Below are 25,806 nucleotides of genomic sequence, written 5' to 3' on the forward strand. Positions count from 1 at the left end.
GAGGGTTTCCCTGCCCACGGACAACCCCGAGCACTACCGCTATCAGCCGGAGATGAACCATCTCGCCGGTAACCCCCAGGCCTCGATGCCGGACACTGTCCCACAGAAGTCGGATCAGAGCAGCGATTCACTGAAGTCCCGCATGATGGCCGCCGCCATCAGCATCCTGGTCTTGCTGGGCATCCTCCTCTACTTTGTTCTGACCTAGCTGATTGAGTCCCCGTAGCAGGTTCCCGAGATTTGAGGGTAGATGCTGAAGCCAACGCTGGCGGACGCACAGGTGATGGCGTTTCCAGAGAAGTGAGGCTTTCTTGTGGAGGGTGATGCGTCCGAGAAGTATCTGACGATAGATTCAGGTGGGCTGACCTTAAGGGCTGTCGTTGTCCAGAACGCTTCTCCTGAATTGAGAAGCACAGTCACGCACAGTCCACGGGAGCCCACCGTGGTGTCCGAGGTCGTGATGCACACACCAGCCGGTCACCTAAAAATGATGCTTAGTTCGATACCCGGAGATTCACCCGGAGTTGATGTCAGCTCGCCCCTCAGAGATGCAACGGAGATGGTTCATTCTCAAGCGGAAGGGCGCTTGAACATCGGAGTTGGTCTATTAGATTCCCCCTCCACATTGGTCATCACCCTGCGGCACAGTCACCTTGCTGTGGATCCAGAGAATGCCACCCTGGTTTTTACTGAAACCGCTCGTTGTGCCAGAGAATTCCAAGAGTCTATCTGGGGTCCCGAGGGCAGGAGCGAACGGGATTGGGAGTCCGTCTCATCGCTAACGTTGGGACATGAATTGATCCAGGTCCACGTTCGCCTTCAGGTTCAGGAAGAACGCTAGCCTCCTGAGAGGATAATCCTGGGATCCACCACCGCCTACAGACCGTTGACCGTAGGCGCGCCGGGGTAGCACCGGCGCGACACGCAATCAGGATGATCCGCAGACCCAGAAGGAACCCCAGGGTGAACATTCGATGATCAACGTCCGGACAGTAGTGGCCCTGGTTCTCGGCGCAGGGTTCTTAAGCGGTTGCACCTCAGACTCCGACGGGGAGATTGCCCGGGCGGTACAGGAGCGAGCGTCCTTCAGCCTGGCCGAGGTGGTCGAAGGACCGGTCACGGCGGCCTATGTGTTCTGCCAGTACACCAACGCCGCAGACGGCGTGGCCCGGGGCTTTGAGGAATCAGACTTCTTCGGGATCCATCGGGACCCGATTGCGTGGGAGGCATATACCGGAATCGGATTAATATTCGAAGACGGCACCGCGTCACGGGTGGAGTGGTTCGCACCAAAGGACATTAATGCCTGCCCTGCATCCGCAGACCCGCTCCGTCAGCTTGACCCGGATCAGACCATCACGGTCAATGAGGTCCCGGTGAGGTTTGTCCGCAGCACAGAGGACGTGATGGTGAACATGCTTTCCTATAGCTGAGTGAGCGCCCATCAAGAGCGCAGCCTGACTCCTGGGACTGGGGGCCAAGCAGCACCCACCGGGGCAGAAATCTGCTTAGGGTGGGGGACATGAATGAAACCCGTGATTTCCTCGACTTCCTGGCCGCCTCGCCCAGCTCCCACCACGCCGCTGAACAGGTGGCCATCCGCCTCCGGGCGGCCGGCTTCATCTCACAGGAACCCACGGATCCCTGGGACGCCACCCCAGGCGGGCATGTGATGATCCGTGGGGGAGCCGTGATGGCCTGGTGGGTTCCCGAGGATGCTTCCCGGGACTCCGGCTTCCGCATCCTCGGCTCGCACACCGACTCACCAGGTTTCACCCTCAAGCCCAACCCAGAGCTGACTGTCGCCGGCTGGCAGCAAGCAGCGGTGGAGGTCTACGGTGGTCCGATCCTCGCCTCCTGGCTGGACCGGGAACTGACCCTGGCGGGCCGGGTGGTCCTGGCTGATGGCTCCCAGCGGTTGGTGGATACCGGCCCGATCCTCCGGATCCCGCACCTGGCGATCCATCTGGACCGCAGCACCGAGCTCAAACTCGACCGGCAACTACACATGCAGCCGGTCTATGCCGTGGGTTCCCCGGAGCTCTCCCTGATGGAGGGCATCGCCGCTACCGCGGGCGTGGCACCCGAGGACATCATCGCCCACAACCTGATCACCGCCGACACCCAGCCCGGTGTCGTCTTCGGCGCCGGGGGAGATTTCCTCGCGGCCGGCCGGCTGGATAACCTCAGCTCGGTCTACCCCACGGTCCAGGCGCTGCTGCGCGCCATCGACTCCGGGGACACCGGATCAGATGTGCTCGTGCTCGCCGCCTTCGACCATGAAGAGGTGGGCTCGGCCTCCACCACCGGTGCCGCCGGGCCGATCCTGGAGGATGTCCTGGTGCGCACCGGCACCGCGCTCGGGGCCGGCCCCGAGGAACTACGGCAAATGTACGCCCGCTCCTCCTGCGTCTCCGCCGATGCCGCACATGCCGTGCACCCGAACCATGTGGGCAAACATGATCCCAGCCATCATCCGCTGATCGGGGGCGGTCCGGTACTCAAGATCAACGGCAATCAGCGCTACGCTTCGGATGCCGCCACCGCCGGCATGTGGCAGCGCGCCTGCCTGTCCGCCGGGGTGCCCAGTCAGACCTTCGTGGGCAATAACGCCGTACCCTGCGGTTCGACCATCGGGCCGATCACCGCCACCCGCCTGGGCATCGACACCGTGGACGTCGGAGTACCTCTCCTATCCATGCACTCCGCCCGGGAGTTGGCGGGAGTGCAGGACCTGCTGTGGTTCTCCCGCGCCCTTGAGGCATACTTGATCAATCAGTAATTCCGCCTTTCCGAAAGGACCCCATGGCTTACTCTGGCCCCTTCCAGCCCGGTGATCGCATTCAGTTGACCGACGCCAAGCGACGTCACTTCACCATCGTGTTGGAGGAGGGAGGGCAGTACCACACCCACAAGGGTGGGATCCTCCACGATGACATCATCGGTCAGCACGAGGGGACCGTCGTCAAGTCCTCCGGGGCCGGCGACTACCTCTGCTTCCGTCACCTGATGGTCGACCACGTACTCTCCATGCCCCGTGGCGCCGCAGTGATCTACCCCAAGGACACCGCCCAGATCCTGGTCGAGGGTGATATCTTCCCCGGCGCCCGCGTCCTTGAAGCCGGTGCCGGTTCCGGCGCACTATCCATGGCGCTGCTGCGCGCAGTGGGGGAAAGGGGCGAACTGATCTCCTATGAGATCCGCGAAGACCACCTCGAGTACGCCGAATCCAACGTCGATGAATTCTTCGGCGGACGCCCAGCAAACTGGACCCCCCGACTAGGTGACCTCAAAGAAGTCACCCTCGAAGACACCGACGGCCCCGTCGACCGCGTCATCCTCGACATGCTCGAACCCTGGGAATGTCTACCGGTGGTCCGCGACCTGCTCATCCCCGGCGGAGTCTTCATGACCTATGTGGCCACCGTGCCACAGCTGATGAAGGTCATGGAAGGCATCCGTGAACTACAGTGCTTCACCGAACCCAAGGCCTGGGAATCCCTGGTGCGCGAATGGAAGGTAGAAGGACTGGCCACCCGCCCGGAACACCGCATGAACGCCCACACCGCCTTCCTGATCATGGCCCGCCGACTAGCTGATGGCGTCACCCCGCCCCGCCCACAGCGCCGCGCCCGCAAGTAGACCAACCTACCCACGGACCTCAGGCGAATGCCGGGTGGTACTAGATTGGGGTCATGAACCCCGCCGAGACATTTTCACCCGAACCCGCTGATCTCCAGCGCGAACTCAAAACCCTCACCGCACGCAACGCCAAGCTGGCCCAACTGCTGACGGCGTCGAAGAAGAAGCTGCAGGAACTCAACTCCCAGATTGACGCCCTGGCAGAGCCAGCCTCCACCTACGGCGTCTTCCTGAAATCCTCCGGATTCGGCAATGACGCCGAGGTCTTCACCAATGGCCGACAGATGCGGCTGAAGGTCTCACCGACCCTCGACCGCTCCCAACTCAATCCCGGAACCTTAGTGCGCCTGGGAGACGGCTCCCTCGTGGTGGAAGCCTGCGGTTACCCAGACACCGGAAACATCGCCACCCTCACCGAACGCTTCGACACACAGCGCGCCCTGGTCTCCGACCACAATGGTGAAGAACGGGTGATTCACCTGGCATCCCCCATCGCGGCCACCGCCCGCGCCGGGGACACCCTGCTGGTGGATTCCCGGGCGGGCATCGCCTTAGAACGCATCCCCAAGACCGAGATCTCCAGCCTGTCGCTGGAGGAGGTCCCCAATATCACCTATGCCGATATCGGTGGGCTGGATTCTCAGATCGAGCAGATCCATGATGCCGTTGAGTTGCCCTTCTCCCACCCGGATCTCTACCGGAAGTATGATCTGAACCCGCCTAAGGGGGTGCTGCTCTATGGCCCACCCGGCTGTGGCAAGACCTTGATCGCCAAGGCAGTGGCCAATTCCCTGGCGGCCCGCGTCGGTGATGGTTCCCCCGCCTGGTTCCTCAATGTCAAGGGGCCGGAGCTGCTCAACAAGTTCGTCGGTGAGACGGAGCGCCGGATCCGGTTGATCTTCGAGCGCGCCCGGGAGCTGGCGTCCGCCGGCCGCCCGGTGATCATCTTCTTCGATGAGATGGAGTCCATCTTCCGTACCCGTGGCTCGGGGGTCAGCTCTGACATGGAGACCACCGTGGTCCCGCAGCTGCTCACCGAGATGGATGGCGTGGAAGGGCTGCGCAATGTGATCATCATCGGTGCCACCAACCGTGAGGAGTTGATCGATCCGGCGCTGCTGCGGCCGGGTCGGCTTGATGTGAAAATCCGCATTGAACGTCCGGATCGGGCCGGGGCGAGGGATATCTTCACCCGTTATCTGCGGGAGTCCATCCCCCTGGCCACCCCTGCTGAAGGGCTGATTGACGCGGCCGTCGAGAAGCTTTTTACCCCCCGGCCCTATGTCGAGCTGGACCTCGCGGACGGCACCCGGGAGGTGCTGCACTACTCGGACTTCATCTCTGGCGCGATGATCGCAAATATCGTGGACCGGGCCAAGAAGCTCGCGATCAAAGATCAGATTGCCGGTGTTTCAGATGCTGGGGTGAGTATCCGGCACCTGGAGGAGGCCGTTGAGATGGAGCAGTCCGAATCTGAGGACCTGCCCAACACGGCCAATCCGGATGAGTGGAGCCGTATTTCCGGCAGGCATGGCCAGGTGGTCATTGCCGCCAGGGTTCTCCGATAAGGTGTGCCCCATGGCACGATTTATGGGAACTGAGACTGAGTATGGCATTGCCACTCCGAGCGATCCCTCGCTCAGTCAGATCATCACCTCCACTCACGCAGTGGTGGCTTATGCGGCGGTCAACACCGGTGCCCGGACCCGGTGGGATTTCGAGGACGAGGCGCCGCTGAAGGACACCCGCGGTTTCGACCTGCGCCGGTATCGCACTGTTCCGGTCGTCGATCCGAACGCGGTGGGGGTGGCCAATGTGGTCATCGATAATGGTGCTCGGTTCTACGTCGATCATGCGCACCCGGAATACGCTTCCCCGGAGTGCTCCAATGCCTGGGACGCGATGATCTGGGACGCCGCCGGTGACCTGATCATGAATAAGGCCGTCGCCGATGTCGCGGAGCTGACCGCCGAGGGCATCTCCATCCTGGACAAGCACGAGCCTTGCCCGCCGCTGAAGATCTACAAGAACAACGTCGACGGCAAGGGCGCCTCCTATGGTGCCCACGAGAACTACCAGTACTCCCGCAAGACCGATTTTGAGCTCATGACCCAGGGTCTGATCCCGTTCTTCGTCACCAGGCAGGTCATCATCGGGGCCGGCCGCATCGGCCTGGGCGAGGAGGGCGATCAGCCCGGCTTCCAGATTTCCCAGCGCGCGGACTACTTCCGCCAGGAGGTTTCCCTGGAGACCACCCTGAACCGCGGTATCATCAACACTCGCGATGAGCCGCACGCCAATGCCGTGCACTACCGCCGGATGCACACCATCATCGGTGACGCGAACATGTCCCAGACCTCGAACTTCCTCAAGCTGGGCATGACCAAGCTGGTCATGGACGCCATTGAAGCCGGGGTGGATTTCTCCGATCTGAAGCTGGCCACCCCGGTGGAGGACCTGAAGACCATCTCGCGTGACCTCAGCCTCACCGTCCAGGTCACGCTTGTCGACGGCCGTGAACTCAGCGCCCTGGAGATCCTGCGGATCTACCGCGAACGCGTCACCGCCACCGATGAGGTGGATGAGCGGGTGCTCACGCTCTGGGGGGAGGTCCTGGAGCTGCTTGCCGAGGACCCGCTGCAGACCTCCCACCTGCTGGACTGGACCGCCAAATGGTCGCTGATCAAGTCCTACCTCGACCGCGGGGTAGACATCACCGACGCCAAGTTGGCCTTGATCGACCTGCAGTACAGCGATATCGACCCCGCCAAGAGCCTCTACCATGCGCTGGTGCGCAAGGGACGAATGAGAACGCTTGTCGACGCCGCGGAGATCGAGGCGGCAGCCAAGCACCCGCCGCGCACCTCCCGCGCCTACTTCCGCGGCCGGGTGGTCTCCCGCTTCGGTGAATCCGTCACCGCCGTCAGCTGGCAGACCATGGTGCTCAACCTCGGGGACCACTCCGCCAAAATCTCACTGAGCGAAGTGGCCGGGATGAACCAGGACATCGCCGGGGAGCTCGTGGATAATGCGGCGACCGTGGCCGATCTGGTTGCCGGGCTGAGAGCGCATGGCGTGTTCACCGAGGAGATCCGGACCCAGCATAATTTCCAGGGCGAGATCAATAAACCCCACCAGCACTAATGAGCATCTAATTTAATGTCAGGGACACCCCGTCCCCAAGAAAGGATCTACCCACCATGTCAGGAACCAATCAGGCCCAGGTCAACTCCGGCGGCGCCGGCGAAGACAACACCGAGGATGTCGCGCTCTCCGGCGGTCAGGCCCAGATCGACAACACCGGCACCGATGATCTCCTCGCCGAGATCGACGGACTGCTCGAGACCAACGCCGAAGAGTTCGTCCGCTCCTATGTTCAGAAGGGTGGACAGTAGCCCTCATGCCCGCTTCCGAGGTGTTCACCCGCCGCATCGTCGGCCTGGAAACTGAATACGGGATCACCTGCACCGGCCAGGACGGCACCCGCCGGCTCGGGCCGGATGAGATCGCCCGCTATCTCTTCCGCCCGGTGGTGGAACGCCATTCCAGTTCCAATGTCTTCCTGCCGAATGCCTCGCGCCTCTATCTCGATGTCGGTGCGCACCCGGAGTACGCCACCGCCGAGTGCGACAGCCTGATGCAGCTGCTGGCGGCTGACCGGGCAGGGGACCAGATCCTCGATAATCTCTCCCAGCAGGCCGAGCAGACACTCGCTGACGAAGGTATCGGCGGCAAGGTCTACCTCTTCCGCAATAACGTCGATTCCACCGGCAGTTCCTATGGTTGCCACGAAAACTACCTGGTGGGCCGCTCGGTGGTGCTCAAGAAGCTCGGCCACCAGTTGCTGCCCTTCCTGATCACCCGTCAGCTGATCTGTGGTGCCGGAAATATCACCCGCGCGACCAGTGGATACAAGCCCGGTTGGGTGGTGTCCCAGCGTGCCGACCATGTCTGGGAGGGAGTTTCCTCGGCGACGACCCGAGCCCGGCCGATGATCAACACCCGCGATGAACCGCACGCCGACTCCGAGCGCTTCCGCCGCATGCACGTCATCGTCGGTGACTCCAACATGGCGGAGCCGACCACCGCGCTCAAGGTCGGTTCCATGCTGCTGGTCCTCGAGATGTTTGAGGCTGGGCTTGATCTCCCGGATCTGCAGCTGCGTAACCCCAGCGCTCATGTCCGCGATATCGCCCGCGACCAGACCGGACAGACCCTGTTGGAGAAGGTGGACGGTTCCACCCTGACCGCGCTGGAGGCACAGCGGATTTACTGCGAGGCCGCCGAATTCTGGCTCCAGGAACGCCCCGATAACGGCACCCCCAATGAGGTGTTTCACCAGGTCATCGACCTCTGGAAGCGGATGCTCCACGCCATTGAAACCCAGGACTTCTCCCGGGTGGACACCGAGATCGACTGGGTGATCAAGCGCAAGTTGCTGCAGCGCTACCAGGACAAACTGGGATTGAGCATCGAAGACCCCAAGCTCGCCCAGATTGACCTGACATATCACGATATCCGCCCTGGTCGGGGACTGTTCTCGGTGCTGGAGTCCAAGGGGATGATCAAGCGCTGGACCACAGCTGCCGAGGTCGACCACGCGAAGGTACACGCCCCGGATACCACCCGAGCTGCGCTCCGTGGAAAATTTCTCACCCGGGCCCAGGAATTGGGTGCCCCGGTGATCGTCGACTGGCTACGCTTGAAGGTGGATCAGCCGGAGTCCCGTGCGGTTCAGCTTGACGATCCCTTCATCACGGTCGATGATCGCGTGGATGAATTGATCGCATACATGGATGAGCACCGGGATTCGTACCTGGGCAACTAGTTTCTAGGAAAGTGGCGCCGGTGACCGAGGCAGACCCCCAGATCGAGAGATTGACCAACCTCACCTTCGCGTTCCTGGACGCGGACCGCGCGGGCCGGCGCTTCCTCACCAATGAATGGATCCGTGCCCAGGTCAAGGGCTATAACGGTGGCAGCTATGAGGCGGCTGCGAAGCTGCTCAAACGCGATATTTCCACCCTTATCCGGGCCGGTGTGCCGATCGAGACGGTGGCTGCGGATGAGGGGAACCGGTACCGCCTGCAGTCCGAGGATTACTCCCTTCCCGAGGTGAATTTCACCCCGGAGGAGGCGGGCATGCTCGGCTTAGCCGGCGAACTCGGGCAGGGTGGCGAACTCGGCGCCTTCACCCGATCGGGGTGGACGAAGATCGCTGCTTCCGGGGCCACCCGCCCCCTGAGCAGCACCCCGATCTTCAATACGGTCAACGATCTCTCCCGATTGTCCGCCGTGCAGTTGGATATCATTCTCACCGCCTGTCGGGAGCACCGGCGCATCAGCTTCAGCTACCGCTCCGACCCGGTCTCCGAACCCACCTGGCGCATCATGGACCCCTGGGGGATGGTCAACCACCGAGACCTCCTCTACCTGGTTGGCTATGATCCCGAGCGGGAGGCACCACGGAGCTTCCGGATTTTCCGGGTCACCGAGATCGAGGATATCGGCGCTGCCGTCCACCACCACCGGGACGAGGACCTGCAGGCACTGGTGGAAACCAGCTTGCGGAATCAACGCTCATTGGTCGATGCCCTGATCTCGGTCACCGAGGGACATGCGCTGGAGCTGACTGAGCGGGCAGAAGACCTGGGACAGGGCCGGTGGCGATTCATCGATGTTGACCGCGACTGGCTGGTGCGCACCGCCGCCGGATACGCACCAGAGGTGGTGCTGGTGGAACCGGCGGAACTCCGGGAAGAAATCAGGGCGCTGCTGTCCCAGACAGGAAAGATCTAGATGTCGAAGAAATCCGAGCGATTGGCAGACCTGGTCCGCATGCTCAATCTCCTGCCGTACTTCCAGTCTCATCCGAACCGAACCATCATGGAGGCGGCCCGCGATCTCGGCCGCCAGCCCAATGAGATCAAGGATGACCTGAACCGGCTCTGGTGCTGTGGGCTGCCGGGGCATGGCCCCGGTGATCTGGTAGATCTTGAGGCCGACTATCAACAGGTCACGATCATGGATAACCAGGGCATGGACAAGCCTCTCCGGTTGACACAGACCGAAGCCGGGGCGCTCCTGCTGACCCTGGAATCACTGGAGAATACCCCAGGCTTGTTCAACCAGGAGGCGGTGGTCTCGGCGGCCGCTAAAATTCGCGGCATCATGGGAGCTGAGACTACGGCCGTCTTTGACTCCATCGGGGAGGACCGGGAGGAAGAGTCCCAGACCCTGGTCCTGATCCGGGATGCCATGCAGTCCGGCAATCAGATCACTTTCGACTACTTCTCCGCCTCCCGGGATAGCCGTTCCCGTCGGACAGTCAGCCCGGCGCACCTGTTCACCCATGAAGGGGAGACTTATCTCACCGCCTGGGACTCGGCAGCAGATCACCACGGCGCCCACCGGATCTTCCGCGTCGACCGGATGCGCAAGCTGGAGATCAGTCCGGAGGTTTCCCAGCCCCATGCCCGCAAGCTGGAATTCAATGCCGCAGATCCCTTCAATTTCGCTGAGGTGGAACTCCAGGCGGAGCTGCTGATCCGCCCTGATGCCACCTGGTTGGCCGATTACTATCCGATTGAGCTCGGGGAGAGCACCGACTCCGGCATGGTGCGTGCCACCATGACCGTGGGCTCGGTGGAGTGGTTCCTCCGCTTCGCGATGGGGCAGTCCGATCGGGTGAGCCTGAGTGGTCCGGAGAATTTGAGAGCTGTACTACTTCAGCGGGTGGAATCTGCGGTCACGGCGTATGATCAACCGGCAGGCCACAACCCTGAGGCCTGAGTTGACTCAGTTGATTTTTTGAAAGGTGATCATGCCTACTCCCGGAATCTGGGAAATCCTCATCATCGCGGTCGTCGTGATTCTCCTCTTCGGTGCGAAGAAGTTGCCGGATGCCGCCCGCTCGATTGGCCGTTCGATGCGCATCTTCAAGTCTGAGGTCAAGGAGATGGGTAGCGACGGCGAAAAGGACACCCCGCAGCAGGGACAGCTTCCGCAGGCCCAGCCGGAGCCGGACTTCTGGGAGCGCCCGGAGAACCAGCCGAACGCACAGCAGAACCTCCAGCAGCCCCCGGCTCAGCAGCAGCCTAACCCGCAGCAGCACCCCAACCAGTCGAACTAGCACGCTTCGGCGTACTGATCTGAGTTCATATGACTAACTCCGCTGTGCCTAATTCGCCGGCCAGTCCCGGAGCGCCCGCTAAACCAAGGAAGCGCTTCCTCCGCCTTAAAAAAGCCAAGCCGGCTCCTGATGGCTCAATGTCCCTGGTTGATCATCTGAGGGAGCTGCGCCGCCGCGTGATCTATGCGGTCATCGCATTGCTCATCGGATCTCTCGTGGGTTTCTTCTGGTATCAGCATGCGGTGAATACCCCATGGTTCACCCTGTCTTCGCTCGGTGACATTCTGCGCGATCCCTACTGTGCACTACCGCCGGAGAGCCGGGCTGATTTCTCCTTTGACGGTGAATGCCGACTGCTGGCGACGGGCCCCTTCGAGATGTTCCTGTTGCGCATGAAAGTTGGCGCTCTCGCCGGTATCGTATTGTCCTCACCGGTCTGGCTCTACCAGGTCTGGGCTTTTGTGACCCCGGGACTGCACAAGGGTGAGCGTCGTTGGACCTTCACCTTCGTCGGCCTCGCCGTGATACTTTTCGTCGCTGGTGCCGTCCTAGCCTACTTCGTCGTTGACTACGGCTTGGCCTTCCTGATGACCATCGGTGATGAATTCCAGGCAGCTGCATTGACCGGTGAGAAATACTTCAACTTTGTGCTGGCACTGTTGCTGATCTTCGGTGTCAGTTTCGAGGTACCGCTGATCATCGGCATGCTCAATGTCGTGGGCATCCTGGCGTATGAGGACATCAAGGATAAGCGTCGGATGATCGTCATCATCCTGTTTGTCTTCGCAGCGGTGATGACTCCGGGGCAGGATCCCTTCTCCATGGTCATTCTGGCCTTCGCGCTGACCATCCTCGTGGAGCTCGCGATCCAGTTCTGCCGCTGGAATGATAAGCGCCGGGATAAGCACCGCCCCGAGTGGCTTGATCAGGATGATGAAGCTGCTTCTGCGTTGGATTACACGCCAGCGCCGATCGATCCGGCGGAATCCGGCATGCAGGTCCAGACCCGCACTGACCTTCGTGCTCAGCCGCCGGCAACGCAGCGGCCGCAACCGCAGCACCCCCCGGAGAACTTCGGTGGTGGCTCGAACTTCGACGATGTCCTCTAGTTCCACCCCCTGAGGTAAAGACCTTGGGGTTGAGGAGCTGTCGAAACCGTGGGGCCTCGCCCCGAGGAACTCCCTCCCGCCGTGATCTGAGATCACAGTGGGAGGGTTTCGCTGTGTCGGGTCTTAAAACAATTGCTCTGAAAGCGCCCGCCGCGCGAGGTGTCCAAGCCAGGCGGTAGCGTGGTGGACATGAGTGACTTGCACTTCGAGCGGTTTCGCACCGCCCTAGAATTCCCCCTCGATGACTTTCAGATCGAGGGCTGCCATGCCGTCGAAGCCGATCATGGAGTGCTGGTCTGTGCCCCGACAGGTGCCGGCAAGACCATTGTCGGTGAGTTCGCGGTTTCGTTGGCGCTCTCGCGGGGCACGAAGTGTTTCTACACCACCCCGATCAAAGCGCTGAGCAATCAGAAGTACCACGACCTGGTGGAGATCCACGGCGAGGACGCCGTGGGCCTGCTCACCGGTGATGTCTCCATCAACGGCAGCGCTGAGATCGTGGTGATGACCACCGAGGTGCTGCGCAACATGATCTACGCGAAGTCGGCGGCCTTGGACCGGCTCAGCCATGTGGTGATGGATGAGATCCACTTCCTCGCGGATGCCTCTCGGGGCTCGGTGTGGGAGGAGGTCATTCTCAACCTGGATGAATCCATCAACATCATCGGGCTCTCAGCGACGGTCTCCAACTCCGAGGAGTTCGGGGAATGGCTCTCTACCGTCCGGGGCGATACCAAGGTCATCGTCTCGGAGGTCCGCCCGGTACCGCTGGATCAGTGGATGATGGTGGGCAAGAAGGTTTTCCCGCTCTTTGAGCCCGGTACCGATCAGGTCAGCCGGGAACTCCAGCGCACCATTGAACGTCTCGAGTCCGGAGATGCTGAGGAGGGCCGGGAGGATTATCGCTCCGGTAAGGGCTTCCGTGCTCGTGCTCGGGGAGAGCGCCAGGATCAGCGTCCGGCACCTTCCGGCAAACCCCGGACAACTGACCGCTACCGGCCGATGGGCCGCCCGGAGATTCTGCAGGTGCTCAAGGGCCGGAACATGCTTCCGGCCATCGTGTTCATCTTTTCCCGGGCAGGATGCGATGGTGCGCTCTACCAGTGCCTGCGTTCTCAGCTGATCCTCACTGACCAGTCCGAGGCCGATGAGATCGGCCGCATCATTGATGCCGGCGTTGTGGGAATCCCGGAGGAGGACCTGGAGGTGTTGAACTTCCGGCAGTGGAAGGCCGCGCTCCAGCGCGGCTTCGCCGCCCACCATGCGGGGATGTTGCCGGCGTTCCGCCACATCGTCGAGGAGCTCTTCGTCAAGGGGCTGGTTCGGACCGTCTTCGCCACCGAGACCCTGGCCATGGGTATCAATATGCCGGCCCGCTCGGTGGTGCTGGAGAAGCTGGTCAAGTTCAACGGCGAGGCTCATGTCGAGCTCAGCCCGGGCCAGTACACCCAGCTCACCGGCCGGGCGGGACGTCGTGGCATTGACGTGCTCGGAAATGCCGTGGTGCAGTGGGCTCCGGCGATGGACCCCCGGGCGGTGGCAGGGCTGGCCTCAGCACGAACCTATCCGTTGATCTCCACCTTCCAGCCCGGTTACAACATGTCCATCAACCTGCTGGGCACGATCGGTTATGAGCCTTCCTTCCGGCTATTGGAGAAATCTTTCGCTCAGTATCAGGCGGATGGTTCGGTGGTGGATGAGGTCCGGGAGATTGAGCGTGCTGAGCACCGGGTCACCCAGTTGCGGGAGCAGCTGGGTGAGCTGGTCGCCGCTGTTAATCCGCCCACCCGGGACGATGAGCCTGAGGCTGCCGAGATGCTCGTGGAGTACATCCGGCTGCGTCGTGAGCTCAGTGAAGAGGAGAAGCAGGCGCGCCGATACAGCATCGAGCAGCGGGAGCAGGAGACGGTGAGTTTGCTCGCCAAGCTCCAGCTGGGCGAGGTCATTGCCATGCCCGGCCGTAAACGTCCAGTTCTCGCGGTCGTCGTCACGCCGGCGAGCCAACCCCGGGACCCACGCCCCATGGTCATCACCGAGACCGGTTGGTCGGGGCGGATCGACGCCTCCGATTTCGCCAACCCGCCGGTCACGCTGGGGCGGATGCGCCTGCCGCGTGATGTCACGCATCATCCCCGTAAGAACTCCAAGTTCATCATCGATTCTTTCCGTCGAAACAGCTTTGGTCGACCGAATAAGCTCAAGCTGGAGGCGAGGGTGCGGGACACCGCCCCGATGGTGGAGCTGCGCAAATCACTCCGTGAGCACCCGGTCCACCACTGGCCGGCCACGGACCGTGAGCAGCTGGCCCGGATCGCGGAGAAGCTCACCCGCCGGGAACGGGATCTGGAGAAGCTGCAGGGTACCGTCAGCCAGGCCACCGATACCCTCGGCCGGACCTTTGAGCGCATCATCAACCTGCTGACTGAGATGGATTATGTCTCGGTTGAGGAGGGTGAGCCGCGTATCACGGAGGAGGGTGAGCGTCTGGCCCGGATCCACAATGAATCGGATCTGCTGGTCGGGCAGTGCCTCAAGCGTGGGATCTGGGATGAGTTGGACCCCGCGGAGCTGGCCGGGGTGGTGAGCATGTGCACCTTTGAGAACCGCAAAGAGACCAGGGGAGAGCCTGATGCCGCCTCTGATCTGATGGCGGAGGCGATGAACGCCACGGTGCGGGTGTGGACGGAGCTCAGTGCCGATGAACAGCGCCACCGACTGCCGGTGACCCGCTATCCGGAGGCCGGTTTCTCCTTGGCGGTGCACCAGTGGGCGGCAGGCGCACCGTTGGGTTATTGCATGGCGGCAGCCGCGGAATCCGGGGCGGAATTGACCCCGGGTGATTTCGTGCGTTGGTGCCGGCAGGTCATCGATCTGCTCGAGCAGGTGGCCAAGACCGGCTATACCAGTGAGATCAAGCGCACCGCGCGCCAGGCGATTGAGGCGATCCGCCGTGGAGTGGTCGCGATCGGCGCTTAGCAGTACAGTGCTCCGCTGCGTCCTTGAGCCCGGAGGTGTTTTGTAACGAAAGTGAACGGGTGACAATAGTCTCTAGTGAGAAGCTAATGTCTTACTCAGTGGATATTGAGACCTGAACGGCGCGGCAGCGATTGCCCTCTGGGCTGGGACTGATATTCTCGACAGAAACCACCCCTGCCCCTCCCAGACAGCGCTCATCGCGCGGTCGGTCGGAGGCGGGAATCTCCAGGATGATTCTAAGAAAGAGGACCGATGAGTCTGCTTCGTCGCATCGCCGCCCCGGCTGCCGCACTGACCCTTGCCGCCACCTGTCTCACCGGAGGGGTCATGGCACCGGTTGCCGGTGCCGCAGAGTACACCCCGGCACAGGTGAGTGGCGATGCCCAGCCTGCCGGGCTGAACGAGGCTGCGAAGAGCGGTGCCGCCACCGAACCCTATTGGCGTCGCCTGATCGCTCAGGACAAGACCGACCGTCTGGTCGAGCTGACCGCGACCTCTCCGGCCATGAACGACCGCAAGGTGCCGCTGGCAGTGCTCAAGGCCGAGTCGGAGAATGCCCCGACCATCTACATGCTCAACGGCGCTGATGGCGGCGAGCAGGGCGGTGCGAACTGGATCCAGCAGACCGACATCATCAACTTCTACATGGACAAGGATGTCAACCTGGTCATCCCGATGGCCGGCATGTTCTCCTACTACACCGACTGGGAGTCGGAGAATGCCACCCTGGGCGGCGTGCAGAAGTGGGAGACCTTCCTAACCAAGGAGCTGCCCGGCCCGCTGGAGGAGTACCTCGGTGCCGATAACCGTCGTGCTATCGCCGGTATGTCGATGACCGCGACCACCTCACTGCTGTTCGCCCAGCACAACCCGGGCTTCTATGACGCCGCCGGTTCCTACTCCGGCTGTGCCGCCACCAATGATCTCGTCGGCTATGAGTCCATCAAGCTGACCCTGGACCGTGGCAACGCCACCCCGGAGCAGATGTGGGGCGCCCGCGGTAACGGCACCTGGATCCACAATGACGCGCTGATTAACTCTGAGAAGCTGCGTGGCACCGAGCTCTACATCTCCAACGGTTCCGGCCTGGTCGGCGCCTGGGATCTGCCCTCCAGCCCGCGTCTGGAAGGCTTCAGCGAGCTGGAGAAGCAGGCTGCCCTGCTGGTCACCGGTATCGAGGGTGGCGCTATTGAAGGTGCCACCAACTGGTGCACCCACAACCTGAAGACCAAGCTGGATGCCCAGGGCATCCCGGCCGACTGGAACCTCCGTTCCACCGGCACCCACTCCTGGGGCTACTGGCAGGATGATATCCACCAGTCCTGGGAGACCTTCGCCCGCGCCTTCGACATGGAGGCCTGATTCAGATCTGATCTGAACCAGTTCACCGGCCTGCCCTCACCCCGAGGGCAGGCCGGTTTCGACTTTTCGGGAGGGTTTTCCGCCGGGGGAGTCCCGTCGGTGGTGCACCACTGCCTAGGGTTATCAGACGTGTCTGAAAAAATTGCCGCCGCGCTCAGCGAGCTCTTCGCCCCCTGGATCATCAACATCGCCTTCTTCCTGGTGCTGGGGGTGATCACCGGAGCCTGGCTTCCGGCCCTGGCGGCGGCGATCGGTACCGGAGCGGCCCCGATGATCCTGATTCTGGTGCTGATGCGCGGTGGCAAGGTGGGCAACCACCACGTCACCTCCCGGGAACAACGCGGCGGCGTCATTATCGGCATCGCGGTGTGCGTGCTGGTGCTCCTCGCGGTGCTGGCGCTTATCGACGCCCCCCGCCTGATCTGGGTGGCGGTCTGGTCGGCGTTGATCTTTCTCGGGGTTTTCGGGGTGGTCACCACCGCGCTGAAGATCAAGGCCTCGATCCATGTGGGCCTCTGGGTCTGCGTGATCACGTTCCTGGGCCTGACGGTGGATTCCTGGTGGTTCCTGGGCTTGCTGATGGCTCCGGTGATCGCCTGGTCCCGGGAGGTGATCAGTCATCACACCCGCCGCGAAGTCATCGTCGGTGCGCTGACCGGCCTGGTGGTGACCTTTGTGAGTGCGGAGCTCTTCCTCGGGTAGGTTGCGCTGACACCGTGCTTGGGAGTGTCAGCCTGAGTTAGTTTAACCGGGGGTCTTCAGGAATTCTTGTGGAATGCCGGGTTTGCCCACGTGGGAAAACCTCGTCAATATTTTTGGGGCGGAGGGGTATCTGACCTGGAGTTTCGCCGGTTGAATTCTCCCGGCGGGACCAGTTCTACCTTCTACATAGGATTTCGTCTGTGCTCCGTTGAGTATGCTTCATTTCGCATACAGTCAGCCAGGAATGGTTTAGAAATGCATCTTCTAAACCTCCCGGAAAAGTAAAACGCTCCCGCACGATGCTTCAGTCTAAAAGACTGGTATTCGCGACGACAGCGTTTTGGGGATGGGGTCAGGGAACCTTGCGACTCCTGCCCTCTCAACGGTGAGACTATACGATAGTGACGCCAAACGCGCCCTTGCTCTATACCGGTGGAATGGCGAAGTCTCAGCGTCCTTCTGGCAGCTCATCTCCGTAGCGGAGGTTATCCTACGTAACCGCCTGGACGAATGTATCGGGGCGTGGTGCCAGCGCAACGGTGGTAGCCGTGATTGGCTACTCAACCAAGAAACGATGCCACAAGCGTTGAGGGTTGAGTTTTCAGGTAGGACTAAAACTTTTCGTGGTTATGCCGTCACGGCCAAGGGGAATCGAGACAAAGAGGGTGGGATAATTCTTACTACTCCGCCCCCGTGGTCGGGCTTGATTTCCGGGGACCTGTGTACTTCTATCAATGATGGGAAACCGATGGCGGAAATGCGAAGGCCCACCAGGTTTGAGAGTCGGTGGAGAAGACAAAGCGCAGGAGCTGTGGCAGGGAAGAGGGAAAATGGACGCCGATAAGTACACCTATCAAGTCTCCTGGTCAGAAGAAGATCAGGAGTATGTGGCTACTGTGTGGGAGTTTCCGGCCCTGTCCTGGCTTGCTCCGGCCCCTCAGGAAGCGGTACACAGACTGGTCGAGCTTGTTGCTGGGGTTCTGGCGGACATGGCTGACTCCAGGGAGCAGATCCCCGCACCTTTGGGGTGATAATCCTGGCAGGCATTCTGTCGCCCTCAGCTGTCCGCCGGGTGCAATTCCGCAATCGCCTTCCTGATCGCCCTGAGGTGTGGGGCCACCTGGGAGACGGTGGCAATCCCCAGATTATGGCCGAAGGGGTCCAAGATCAGGGACTGTAGTCCGACCACTTTTTCCTCGCTGATCACCGGCCCACCGGAATCGCCGCGAATAGCAGCGGGGGAGTTGTAGAGCATGGCGCCGGCTCGGACGAAGGTGCGCAGATCACGGGACAGCGAGATCGGAACCTTTGCGATCACCCGCCCCGGCCGTACTTGATGGCTGCCTGGACTGCCGCCGAATCCGGAGGTTCTGGTGGATGTGAGCCAGCCTGCCCGCCGCGTGGACACTGCCGGGAGTTCCTGCATGGGACATTCCTTGGCCAGTCGCACCACCGCGATATCGGTCCACGGAATGGTGCGGACCTCTTCCAGGTGGGTGTGGAAGGCCTGACCCTGCACCGGAGCCTTCGTTCTATCGGCATGGAAGTAGTGGGCACAGGTCAGTGCGATGCGGGTGCGGGCCTGGGTGGCGTGCTGGAGGTCTGGGGCGATGAGCACCCCGGAGCAGTATCCGGCCTTTCCACCGATGCGGATCGCGGGGGAGGAGTTCATGTCCGCCCAGCTTAGCGGTACCTGTCACCGGCAACCTCGGTCCTCGCGGGCGTCGATAAGCAGCGGCTCCTACACTTGGGGCATGCCAGAACTTTTTGAATCAGATGTTTATGCCCGGCGGCTTCTCGCCGCAGCTCAGCAGGCCGCCCATGCTGGTCTGGATGGGTTGATCATTGGTGCCGGCCCGGAGTTGGCTTACCTGACCGGCTCCTGGATCAGCTCTCATGAGCGGCTCTCCGCTCTGGTGATCCCGGTTCAGGGCCGTCCTGCCCTGGTGGTTCCAGAGGTGGATGCCGGGGATCTCGTCGCCTCGGCAGTGCCGGAGCTCGAGGTCGATGTCCACGGCTGGCGTGATGGGCAGTCCGCCCACCAGATCGCCGTGGGGCACCTCAAGGGGGAGGGACCGGTGGCGCTGGGTAGCTCACTGACCGCCGATCATGTCCTGGCGATCCAGGAGTTGCTGGGAGGTCGCCGGACCGTGCTGGCCACCGCTGCGCTGAAGGAGCTGTTCATGCGCAAGGACGCCGCCGAGATTGCGCAGCTGCGCGCGGCCAACCACGCCATCGACCGGGTACATGCCCAGGTTCCGTCCCTGCTGCAGCCCGGCCGGACCGAGGCGGAGGTGGCCACTGATCTGGAGAAGCTGATCCTCGCCGAGCATGATGTCGTGGACTTCATCATCGTCGGTTCCGGTCCCAATGGCGCCAACCCGCACCACTCCTTCTCGGAGCGCGTGCTCGAGGCCGGTGATCCGGTGGTCATCGACATCGGCGGTACCTATGGGGTGGGCTACCACTCCGATTCCACCCGCACCTATGTGGCCGGCGGTGACCCTGCCCAGGCGCCAGCGGAGTTCCGGACGTTCTATCAGGTGCTTTTCAACGCCCAGGAGGCGGCGCGGGCGGCGGTGCGCCCGGGTGTCACTGCGGAGTCCATTGATGCGGTCGCCCGGGATGTCATCACTGCGGCAGGCTATGGCGAGTACTTCAGCCACCGCACCGGTCACGGCATCGGCTTGTCGACCCACGAGGAGCCTTTCATCATGGCCGGTAATGAGTTGGCCCTGGAGGAGGGGATGGCCTTCTCGGTGGAGCCGGGCATCTATATTCCGGGTAGTTTCGGTGCCCGGATCGAGGATATCGTCGTGGTCACGGCCGATGGTTCAGAATGCTTGACACGGCAACAAAGGCTGCTAAACTAAGGGCCATGACAACAAAGGCACTCTTCGTCGGCCACGGCACCCCCATGAACGCCATCGAGGACAACGAATACACCAACACCTGGAAGACCCTCGGCTCCGAGATCTCCGGCAGCGCCCCCCGCGCCATCCTTTCGGTGTCCGCCCACTGGTATACCCGGGGCACCGGAGTGACCGCCATGACCAACCCCAAGACCATCCACGACTTCTGGGGCTTCCCCCCAGAGCTCAACGCAGTGCAGTACGACGCCCCCGGTGACCCCGAAATCGCCGAACTGGTCAAAGACATCGCCAAACCCACCCTGGTCCAGGAAGACTACAACTGGGGCCTGGACCACGGCACCTGGTCCGTCCTCAAGCACATGTTCCCCGAAGCCAAGATCCCCGTGGTCCAGCTGAGCATCGACGGCACCAAAACCTTCGCCGACCACGTCTCACTGGGCAACCGCCTGGCACGCCTGGCCGAGGAACACAATGTCCTCATCGTCGGCTCCGGCAACGTCGTCCACAACCTCTCCATGGTCCAGTGGCACGCCGGCAACACCGGCTTCGACTGGGCAGACCGTTTCGACGCCGCCGCCAAGGAGATCATGCTCGGCGACCCTGACCGTGCCGAGTCGCTGCTCCACCACGAGAACTTCCGCCAAGCGGTGCCCACCCCGGACCACTTCCTGCCCCTGGCCTATGTCGCCGGCGCCACCGCCGCCCTCAAGAACTCCGAAGTCTCGGTATTCAATGACGAACGCACCATGGGATCAATGTCGATGACGGGATACCAGGTATCGTCCTAAAACATGGACGGATCCGTACTTCTCCTCGGCGCTCACAGTGACATCGGCGGCGAACTCGCCACCCAACTCTGCGCGGGGAGGGAAGTACACCTGGCCGCGCGCCGGGCTGCGGGTCTCGCGGGCGTCGAGAAGCGTCTGCTTGAGGCCGGCGCCACCGCGGTGCACCACCATGCCTTCGAGGCCACCGATTTCGCCTCCCACCGCACGCTGATCGAGACCGTGCGCGCCACAGGCGAGATCTCGGTGGCCATTCTCGCCTTCGGGATCCTCGGCGATCAGGAACGTGCCGAGGTCGATGAGGCCCATGCCGTGGAGATCGCCACGGTGGACTACACCGCGCAGCTGGCCATGCTCACCGTGCTGGCGGATATCCTGCGCAAGCAGTCAGGGGCATCCAGCCTGGTGGCCTTCTCCTCCATCGCCGGCTGGCGGGCCCGGAAGGCCAACTACGTCTACGGCTCCACCAAAGCCGGCCTGGATGCCTTCTGTCAGGGACTCACTGACTCCCTGCACGGCAGCCAGGTCTCGCTGATCACGGCACGCCCCGGATTCGTCATCGGTTCGATGACTACCGGGATGAAACCAGCCCCCATGTCGGTGACCCCGGATGAGGTGGCCACGGCTGTGGCCATGCAAGTGGACAAGGGAGCTAGCGCCACCCTCTGGATTCCGGGACAGCTGCGACTGCTTGCCTGGATCATGAAGCTCGTTCCGCGCCCGCTGTGGCGTAACATGCCTCGGTAGGAGGACTGATGCGCGCACTGATTCTGGGGGGTACCGAACCCGCTCGACTATTGGCCACTGAGCTCGATGAACGTGGCTGGCATGTGACCACCAACATGCCCGAAGGTGCCACCTATCCGCCCGGGGTGGTGCGGATCGGCGGCTTTGGTGGGGCAGCCGGCATGGCGGCCTTTTTAATGCAGCAGCAGATCCAGATCATTATCGATGCTTCCCACCCGTTCGCGGAAGAAGCCACCTATGATGCCGCAGAGGCCTCTCGGGCCACCGGTGTGCCGGTGCTGGCACTCCAGCATGTGCTTTGGGAACCCCGAGAGGCGGATTGCTGGACCAGCGTCGCCGACACCCGGGCCGCCGCCGATCATTGCGCCCGGCATTTCAACCATATTTTGCTGGACCTCGATGAAGGACCCACCCGGGACTTTTCTGCGGATCCGCTGAATCTCTATGTCATCCGGGGTCCACGGCCCAGCCGCACCCCGGCCCGATACCGGATGCTGGCGGGCACTGGCCCCAGAACTCTAGACACCGAGAAGAAGCTGCTGCGTGACAACCAGATTGACGGTATCGTGCTGCGTCATGTCGGTGACGTTAGCGGTCAGCTCACCCTTGATGCCGCGCGGGAGCTGCGTATCCCGGTGGTCCTCATTGATCGTCCCCGGCAACCGCGGGTATGGGGGCGAGTGCACTCGGTCGAGGAGGCGGTTAACGTGCTGGTAGCCCGTCGCCGCCCTGATCCGGAGAACTGATCTGAGAGATCGCCCAGGCAGTGATCCCCAGGAGTTGAACCCTCAGGGCTGCTCGGCGATCAGGGTGCCGAGCAGCACCCCGAGTGTCAGGTCATCGACCTGCCCGAACTGGATCTGCCGGAGCCGCCCGCTGCGGTCCACCAGAATCAGCGAAGGGGTGCCCTGCAGGCGGTAGGCATTCATGGTCGTCGGGATGCGGTGCCCCTCACGGGGAAGGTCCACGGCGACGGGGAAGCGGACCCCGAATTCCGAGAGAAAGACGCGCAGTGCTGCCGGGGTCATCACCTCATGATGCTCAAAGACACTGTGCAGGCCGATGACCTGCACCTGCTGCGGGTCCATCATCTGGTGCACCCGCTTTGCCTGGGGGATGCCGTGGTTCACGCACCCTGGGCAGAGCATCTGGAAGACCTCGATGAGTACCACCTTGCCCCGCAGGTCCGCCATGTCCAGCCCGGGATGTCCGAGCCACTCCTGCACCTGGAGTTCAAAGAGCGGCGCATCAGGTGTATTCACTGCCTCGGACATGCCGGCTACCTCCACGGTTGTGTTGTACACCACAGCCTAGTTGGCCCTCCAACGGAAGCCAAGGGGATCAGAGCCGGGAGGAATTCTCGTCGAAGATCAGGCCCAGCGGGGCCAGTACCCGCAGCACCTGGTCCGCAATGGACTCAGAAAGATCATGGATGAGCAGCCCCTGCCAAGGTGTGACGGTGGTGGGAACCTCGATGACGTCGAGCATCCGGGCGAGCTGGGCATCCAGCAGACCCCCGGTGATTCCAGCACCCAGGGTGATAGTGCCATCGGCGGCCGGGAGCCAGCCGATGGCGCGGGAGTCCCGGGCATCCTGGGTAGATCCAGGTTCCGGGGTATCTGGGCTGGCCTCGAGCTCGTGGAGCATCGCCACCGCCTGGTCCAGAGGCAACAGTTCCGTAGCGAGGTGCCCGGCCTGGATGAGGCGGGCCTGCTCGCGGCTCTCATCGAGCTGCAGGCCCAGGTGCGGCCGCTGGGCGAGGATGTCACCGCTGCCGTCATCGATGCCCACCAGGAGCCGTGCATCCCGCGCAGCCACCACCTGTTCGACCTGCTGCACCAGTGCATCGAGTCGGGCCAGGGGAGAGGCGATCAGGGAACACCCGGGGCGGAATCCGGCGGCGGTGGCCACCGATACAAACTGCTCGGCATCGACCACACCCCGGATGTGAAGGTTGCCCCGTCGACTCAGCTGGATCCTGCCATCGCCCAACTCCGCTAACTCCGCGATCCTGGTCCAGCGCCCCGGTGCTACCCGACCACCGGGAAGTCTTAAGCGGAGGATTCCCTCTTCGGTGGTCTCGGGGGGCGCTGTGTTTGTGTTCTCTGGGGCATCTTCCTGCATGTCGGGAGATATTATCGGAGTACAGGGGCAATTCCCGAAACGCAGCAGAAAACTCCCGGTTCCGCTGTGAGCGAACGTAGCCGCCGGGGTTTAACCGGAGGGCTCCGGCGGCGGTACTCTGGAACTGTGCCACTTCTGATTGCCCTCCCATACATCATCCTCGAGGTTTTGACCTTCTGGGGACTCGCCACCTGGCTCGGCGTCGGCTGGGCGCTGCTGGTGTTGTTGCTCTGCTTCTTCGGCGGACTCTGGATCGCCGCCTTCGAGATGCGCCGCATCAGCCAGGCAGCCGCCAAACAGCAGATTGACCCGGGCCGCGCCGCAGGTGACTATGGTCTGCTCGCCGCCGGCGCGGTGCTGGTCGCCCTTCCCGGTATCGCCTCCTCGCTGATCGGCCTGCTACTGATCATCCCGCTGACCCGCGCGGTGGTCCGTAAGATGCTGGCCCGCAAGCTGCGCGCCTCCATTGAAAACATGGGTGTCCGTAGCTTCGAGGCGACGAATATGTACCGCCAGCAAGCCAGCTACGGACACTTCGCCGATCCGAATTCAGCTCCCACCCCCTCGGCTGCCACCGACTCGGCTCACCCGGTTATCGATGAGGAGGAGATCCAGCAGTGGACCTCCACCCTTGATCCCGATGATTTTCGCGGCGGCGATGACACTAATGGTTCCGATAAGGAGCAGTCGGACAAGTGATTAAGCTCCTTCGGATCCTGGGGGCCGCAGCCTCCGGGCTGCTGGTCTATGCCAGTTATGAACCGCTGGGTTGGTGGGTCTCCGGGATCCTCGGCCTGGCGTTGCTCTATCTCAGTCTCAGCCCGTACCAGGGCAGGGCCGTGAGCCTGCGGTGGGGTGCCTTGATCGGCTTCGTCCACGCGTTTTCGCTCTACCTCCTGATGTTGCCGTGGATCGGCGAGTTTGTGGGCAACCTGCCCTATGTCGCCCTGTCGGTGGTGCTGGCGCTCTATGCCCTGGCCACCGGCATTGGTGGCGCCGCCATCGCCCGCTGGCGCTATGGCTTCCTCGCCTTCCCGTTCTTCTATGTCGCCGTCGAGTTCCTCCGCAGTTCCTGGCCCTTCGGTGGCTTTGCCTGGGTGCGGCTGGCCTGGGGGCAGATCAACGGCCCCCTGGCGGATCTCGCGCACCTGGGGGGACCAGTCCTGGTCTCCCTGGCCACTGCACTGGCGGGTAGTGCGCTGGCGGTGCTGGTGAGTACCCGGGTCTGGGAGCATCGGCAGATGCTCATCCCCGGCGTGGCCACTGTATTGACGGTCATCCTGGCAGGATTGGTGGCCGGGATTCCCGTCAACAATCCGGACAATACAACCGATACCGTCACTGTCGCCGCGATCCAGGGCAATGTGCCGCGGATGGGCCTGGACTTCAACGCCCAACGCCGAGCCGTACTGGCCAATCACGTCCGGGAGACGCAGGCACTGGACCAGCCGGTGGACCTGGTCTTCTGGCCGGAGAACTCCTCCGATGTCAACCCCTTCACCGACCCGCAGGCGGGGGCGCTTATCGACGACGCGGTTCAGGCCGCCCAAGCACCCATCCTGGTCGGCACGATCACCCGCGATGAGGTGGGCGACCGCAACACCATGGTGGTCTTCGACCCGGACACCGGCGTGGGGGAGCATCACCACAAGATCTACCTGCAGCCCTTCGGTGAGTACATGCCCTTCCGGGACTTTCTCCGGAATTTCTCGCCTTATGTCGATGCCGCCGGCAATTTCAAGCCCGGTTCAGGAAACGGCGTGGTGCACATGGGAGATATCGCCGTCGGCGTGGCCACCTGTTATGAGGTCGCTTTCGATAACGCCGCCCGGGATGCGGTGCTCAATGGCGCTCAGATCCTGACCACCCCCACCAACAACGCCACCTTCGGCTTCACCAAAATGACCTACCAGCAGCTGGCGATGAGCCGGATGCGGGCGATTGAGCTGGACCGGGCCGTGGTTGTGCCCGCTACTTCGGGGGTATCCGCCATCGTTCATCCGGATGGTTCGGTGAGCCAGCGAACCCAGATCTTTAGCGCAGATACTCTGGTGGAGGAACTTCCGCTGCGGGATTCCCTTACCTTTTCCGCACGTTGGGGTTCAGTGGTTCAGCTGTTCTTGGTTATGATCGGTGTTATCTGTGTCATCGCGGCGTTGTGGACGAAGGCGCGGACGACTGCCGTTCCAGCAAAGAAAACCCCGAAGAAGTCTGGCTCCACCAGGACATCAGCTTCCCGGGGTGTCAAAAGTAGCAGCAACGCCACGAACGCAAAGATCACAACCAAGAAGCCCACTAACAGATCCGGGAGTGCCGTGCGCCGCTAGACACGACGCCTGCCACACCCCAGAACT

At 62.4% G+C, this 25,806-nt stretch carries 25 protein-coding genes; 22 read left to right on the forward strand and 3 right to left on the reverse strand.

Features of this window, described 5'->3' with window-relative positions; translation table 11 throughout:
• Positions 1 to 52: 52 nt before the first annotated feature.
• The 16 genes from ACTU46_RS03470 (at position 53) to ACTU46_RS03545 (ending at position 17,954) form a co-directional block, all read left to right on the forward strand.
• Positions 53 to 208, forward strand: coding sequence for a hypothetical protein (locus tag ACTU46_RS03470; RefSeq protein ID WP_443379017.1), 156 nt, complete (start codon positions 53 to 55; stop codon positions 206 to 208).
• A gap of 766 nt (positions 209 to 974) precedes the next feature.
• Complete coding sequence (locus ACTU46_RS03475) at positions 975 to 1,433, forward strand: hypothetical protein (protein WP_443379020.1); 459 nt, start codon at positions 975 to 977, stop codon at positions 1,431 to 1,433.
• 89 nt (positions 1,434 to 1,522) lie between these two features.
• Entirely contained in the window at positions 1,523 to 2,782 is a 1,260-nt protein-coding gene (locus tag ACTU46_RS03480) for a M18 family aminopeptidase (RefSeq protein WP_443379023.1), read from the forward strand.
• A gap of 23 nt (positions 2,783 to 2,805) precedes the next feature.
• Positions 2,806 to 3,642, forward strand: coding sequence for a tRNA (adenine-N1)-methyltransferase (locus ACTU46_RS03485; protein ID WP_443379026.1), 837 nt, complete (start codon positions 2,806 to 2,808; stop codon positions 3,640 to 3,642).
• Between the two features lie 53 nt (positions 3,643 to 3,695).
• Positions 3,696 to 5,210: a proteasome ATPase gene (arc, locus tag ACTU46_RS03490; RefSeq protein ID WP_443379029.1), complete on the forward strand. Its 1,515-nt coding sequence runs from the start codon at positions 3,696 to 3,698 to the stop codon at positions 5,208 to 5,210.
• Between the two features lie 10 nt (positions 5,211 to 5,220).
• Positions 5,221 to 6,786 carry a depupylase/deamidase Dop gene (dop, locus tag ACTU46_RS03495; RefSeq protein WP_443379031.1) on the forward strand — a complete coding sequence of 522 codons (1,566 nt, stop codon included), beginning with the start codon at positions 5,221 to 5,223 and terminating at the stop codon, positions 6,784 to 6,786.
• Positions 6,787 to 6,842: 56 nt separating this feature from the next.
• Positions 6,843 to 7,037, forward strand: a complete 195-nt coding sequence (locus tag ACTU46_RS03500; RefSeq protein ID WP_443379034.1) for a ubiquitin-like protein Pup — start codon at positions 6,843 to 6,845, stop codon at positions 7,035 to 7,037.
• 5 nt (positions 7,038 to 7,042) lie between these two features.
• Positions 7,043 to 8,470, forward strand: a complete 1,428-nt coding sequence (pafA, locus tag ACTU46_RS03505; RefSeq protein ID WP_443379037.1) for a Pup--protein ligase — start codon at positions 7,043 to 7,045, stop codon at positions 8,468 to 8,470.
• A gap of 20 nt (positions 8,471 to 8,490) precedes the next feature.
• A complete protein-coding gene (locus ACTU46_RS03510; protein WP_443379039.1) occupies positions 8,491 to 9,441 on the forward strand; it encodes a helix-turn-helix transcriptional regulator in 951 nt (316 codons plus the stop codon).
• Positions 9,442 to 10,434, forward strand: coding sequence for a helix-turn-helix transcriptional regulator (locus ACTU46_RS03515; protein WP_443379042.1), 993 nt, complete (start codon positions 9,442 to 9,444; stop codon positions 10,432 to 10,434).
• Between the two features lie 31 nt (positions 10,435 to 10,465).
• The gene (tatA, locus tag ACTU46_RS03520; protein WP_443379045.1) at positions 10,466 to 10,774 is read left to right on the forward strand and encodes a Sec-independent protein translocase subunit TatA; all 309 of its coding nucleotides are present in this window, start codon (positions 10,466 to 10,468) and stop codon (positions 10,772 to 10,774) included.
• A 137-nt stretch (positions 10,775 to 10,911) separates the two neighbouring features.
• Positions 10,912 to 11,883, forward strand: coding sequence for a twin-arginine translocase subunit TatC (gene tatC / locus ACTU46_RS03525; protein WP_443379048.1), 972 nt, complete (start codon positions 10,912 to 10,914; stop codon positions 11,881 to 11,883).
• A gap of 189 nt (positions 11,884 to 12,072) precedes the next feature.
• Entirely contained in the window at positions 12,073 to 14,859 is a 2,787-nt protein-coding gene (locus tag ACTU46_RS03530) for a DEAD/DEAH box helicase (protein WP_443379051.1), read from the forward strand.
• A gap of 252 nt (positions 14,860 to 15,111) precedes the next feature.
• Positions 15,112 to 16,221 carry an alpha/beta hydrolase gene (locus ACTU46_RS03535; RefSeq protein ID WP_443379053.1) on the forward strand — a complete coding sequence of 370 codons (1,110 nt, stop codon included), beginning with the start codon at positions 15,112 to 15,114 and terminating at the stop codon, positions 16,219 to 16,221.
• Between the two features lie 129 nt (positions 16,222 to 16,350).
• Positions 16,351 to 16,923 carry a phosphoesterase gene (locus tag ACTU46_RS03540; protein ID WP_443379056.1) on the forward strand — a complete coding sequence of 191 codons (573 nt, stop codon included), beginning with the start codon at positions 16,351 to 16,353 and terminating at the stop codon, positions 16,921 to 16,923.
• 830 nt (positions 16,924 to 17,753) lie between these two features.
• A complete protein-coding gene (locus ACTU46_RS03545) occupies positions 17,754 to 17,954 on the forward strand; it encodes an antitoxin HicB (RefSeq protein ID WP_443379059.1) in 201 nt (66 codons plus the stop codon).
• Positions 17,955 to 17,980: 26 nt separating this feature from the next.
• Here the strand turns inward: ACTU46_RS03545 and ACTU46_RS03550 are convergent, their stop codons facing one another.
• Positions 17,981 to 18,595, reverse strand: coding sequence for a trypsin-like peptidase domain-containing protein (locus ACTU46_RS03550; protein ID WP_443379061.1), 615 nt, complete (start codon positions 18,593 to 18,595; stop codon positions 17,981 to 17,983).
• Between the two features lie 82 nt (positions 18,596 to 18,677).
• On the opposite strand from ACTU46_RS03550, the gene ACTU46_RS03555 reads away from it, so the two are divergent.
• Genes ACTU46_RS03555 through ACTU46_RS03570 form a run of 4 tightly spaced genes read left to right on the forward strand, consistent with a single transcriptional unit; the run spans position 18,678 to position 22,074 of the window.
• Positions 18,678 to 19,796 (forward strand): M24 family metallopeptidase, encoded by a 1,119-nt coding sequence (locus tag ACTU46_RS03555; RefSeq protein ID WP_443379064.1) that lies wholly within the window; start codon positions 18,678 to 18,680, stop codon positions 19,794 to 19,796.
• A 5-nt stretch (positions 19,797 to 19,801) separates the two neighbouring features.
• Complete coding sequence (gene ygiD / locus ACTU46_RS03560; RefSeq protein ID WP_443379067.1) at positions 19,802 to 20,584, forward strand: 4,5-DOPA dioxygenase extradiol; 783 nt, start codon at positions 19,802 to 19,804, stop codon at positions 20,582 to 20,584.
• A gap of 3 nt (positions 20,585 to 20,587) precedes the next feature.
• The gene (locus tag ACTU46_RS03565) at positions 20,588 to 21,328 is read left to right on the forward strand and encodes an SDR family oxidoreductase (RefSeq protein WP_443379070.1); all 741 of its coding nucleotides are present in this window, start codon (positions 20,588 to 20,590) and stop codon (positions 21,326 to 21,328) included.
• An 8-nt stretch (positions 21,329 to 21,336) separates the two neighbouring features.
• A complete protein-coding gene (locus ACTU46_RS03570; RefSeq protein ID WP_443379072.1) occupies positions 21,337 to 22,074 on the forward strand; it encodes a precorrin-6A/cobalt-precorrin-6A reductase in 738 nt (245 codons plus the stop codon).
• A gap of 42 nt (positions 22,075 to 22,116) precedes the next feature.
• Here ACTU46_RS03570 and ACTU46_RS03575 read toward each other — a convergent pair whose 3' ends face one another.
• The gene (locus ACTU46_RS03575; RefSeq protein ID WP_443379075.1) at positions 22,117 to 22,632 is read right to left on the reverse strand and encodes a peroxiredoxin family protein; all 516 of its coding nucleotides are present in this window, start codon (positions 22,630 to 22,632) and stop codon (positions 22,117 to 22,119) included.
• A 37-nt stretch (positions 22,633 to 22,669) separates the two neighbouring features.
• The gene (locus ACTU46_RS03580; protein WP_443379078.1) at positions 22,670 to 23,452 is read right to left on the reverse strand and encodes a hypothetical protein; all 783 of its coding nucleotides are present in this window, start codon (positions 23,450 to 23,452) and stop codon (positions 22,670 to 22,672) included.
• A 126-nt stretch (positions 23,453 to 23,578) separates the two neighbouring features.
• Here ACTU46_RS03580 and ACTU46_RS03585 point away from each other — a divergent pair, with 126 nt between their 5' ends.
• Both ACTU46_RS03585 and lnt read left to right on the forward strand, forming a co-directional pair.
• Positions 23,579 to 24,151, forward strand: coding sequence for an FxsA family protein (locus ACTU46_RS03585; RefSeq protein ID WP_443379081.1), 573 nt, complete (start codon positions 23,579 to 23,581; stop codon positions 24,149 to 24,151).
• Positions 24,148 to 25,779, forward strand: a complete 1,632-nt coding sequence (lnt, locus tag ACTU46_RS03590; RefSeq protein ID WP_443379083.1) for an apolipoprotein N-acyltransferase — start codon at positions 24,148 to 24,150, stop codon at positions 25,777 to 25,779. Before ACTU46_RS03585 ends, lnt begins: the two co-directional genes overlap by 4 nt.
• Positions 25,780 to 25,806 lie beyond the last annotated feature (27 nt).

It is taken from the genome of Corynebacterium sp. A21, assembly GCF_052266655.1.
Taxonomy (GTDB): domain Bacteria; phylum Actinomycetota; class Actinomycetes; order Mycobacteriales; family Mycobacteriaceae; genus Corynebacterium.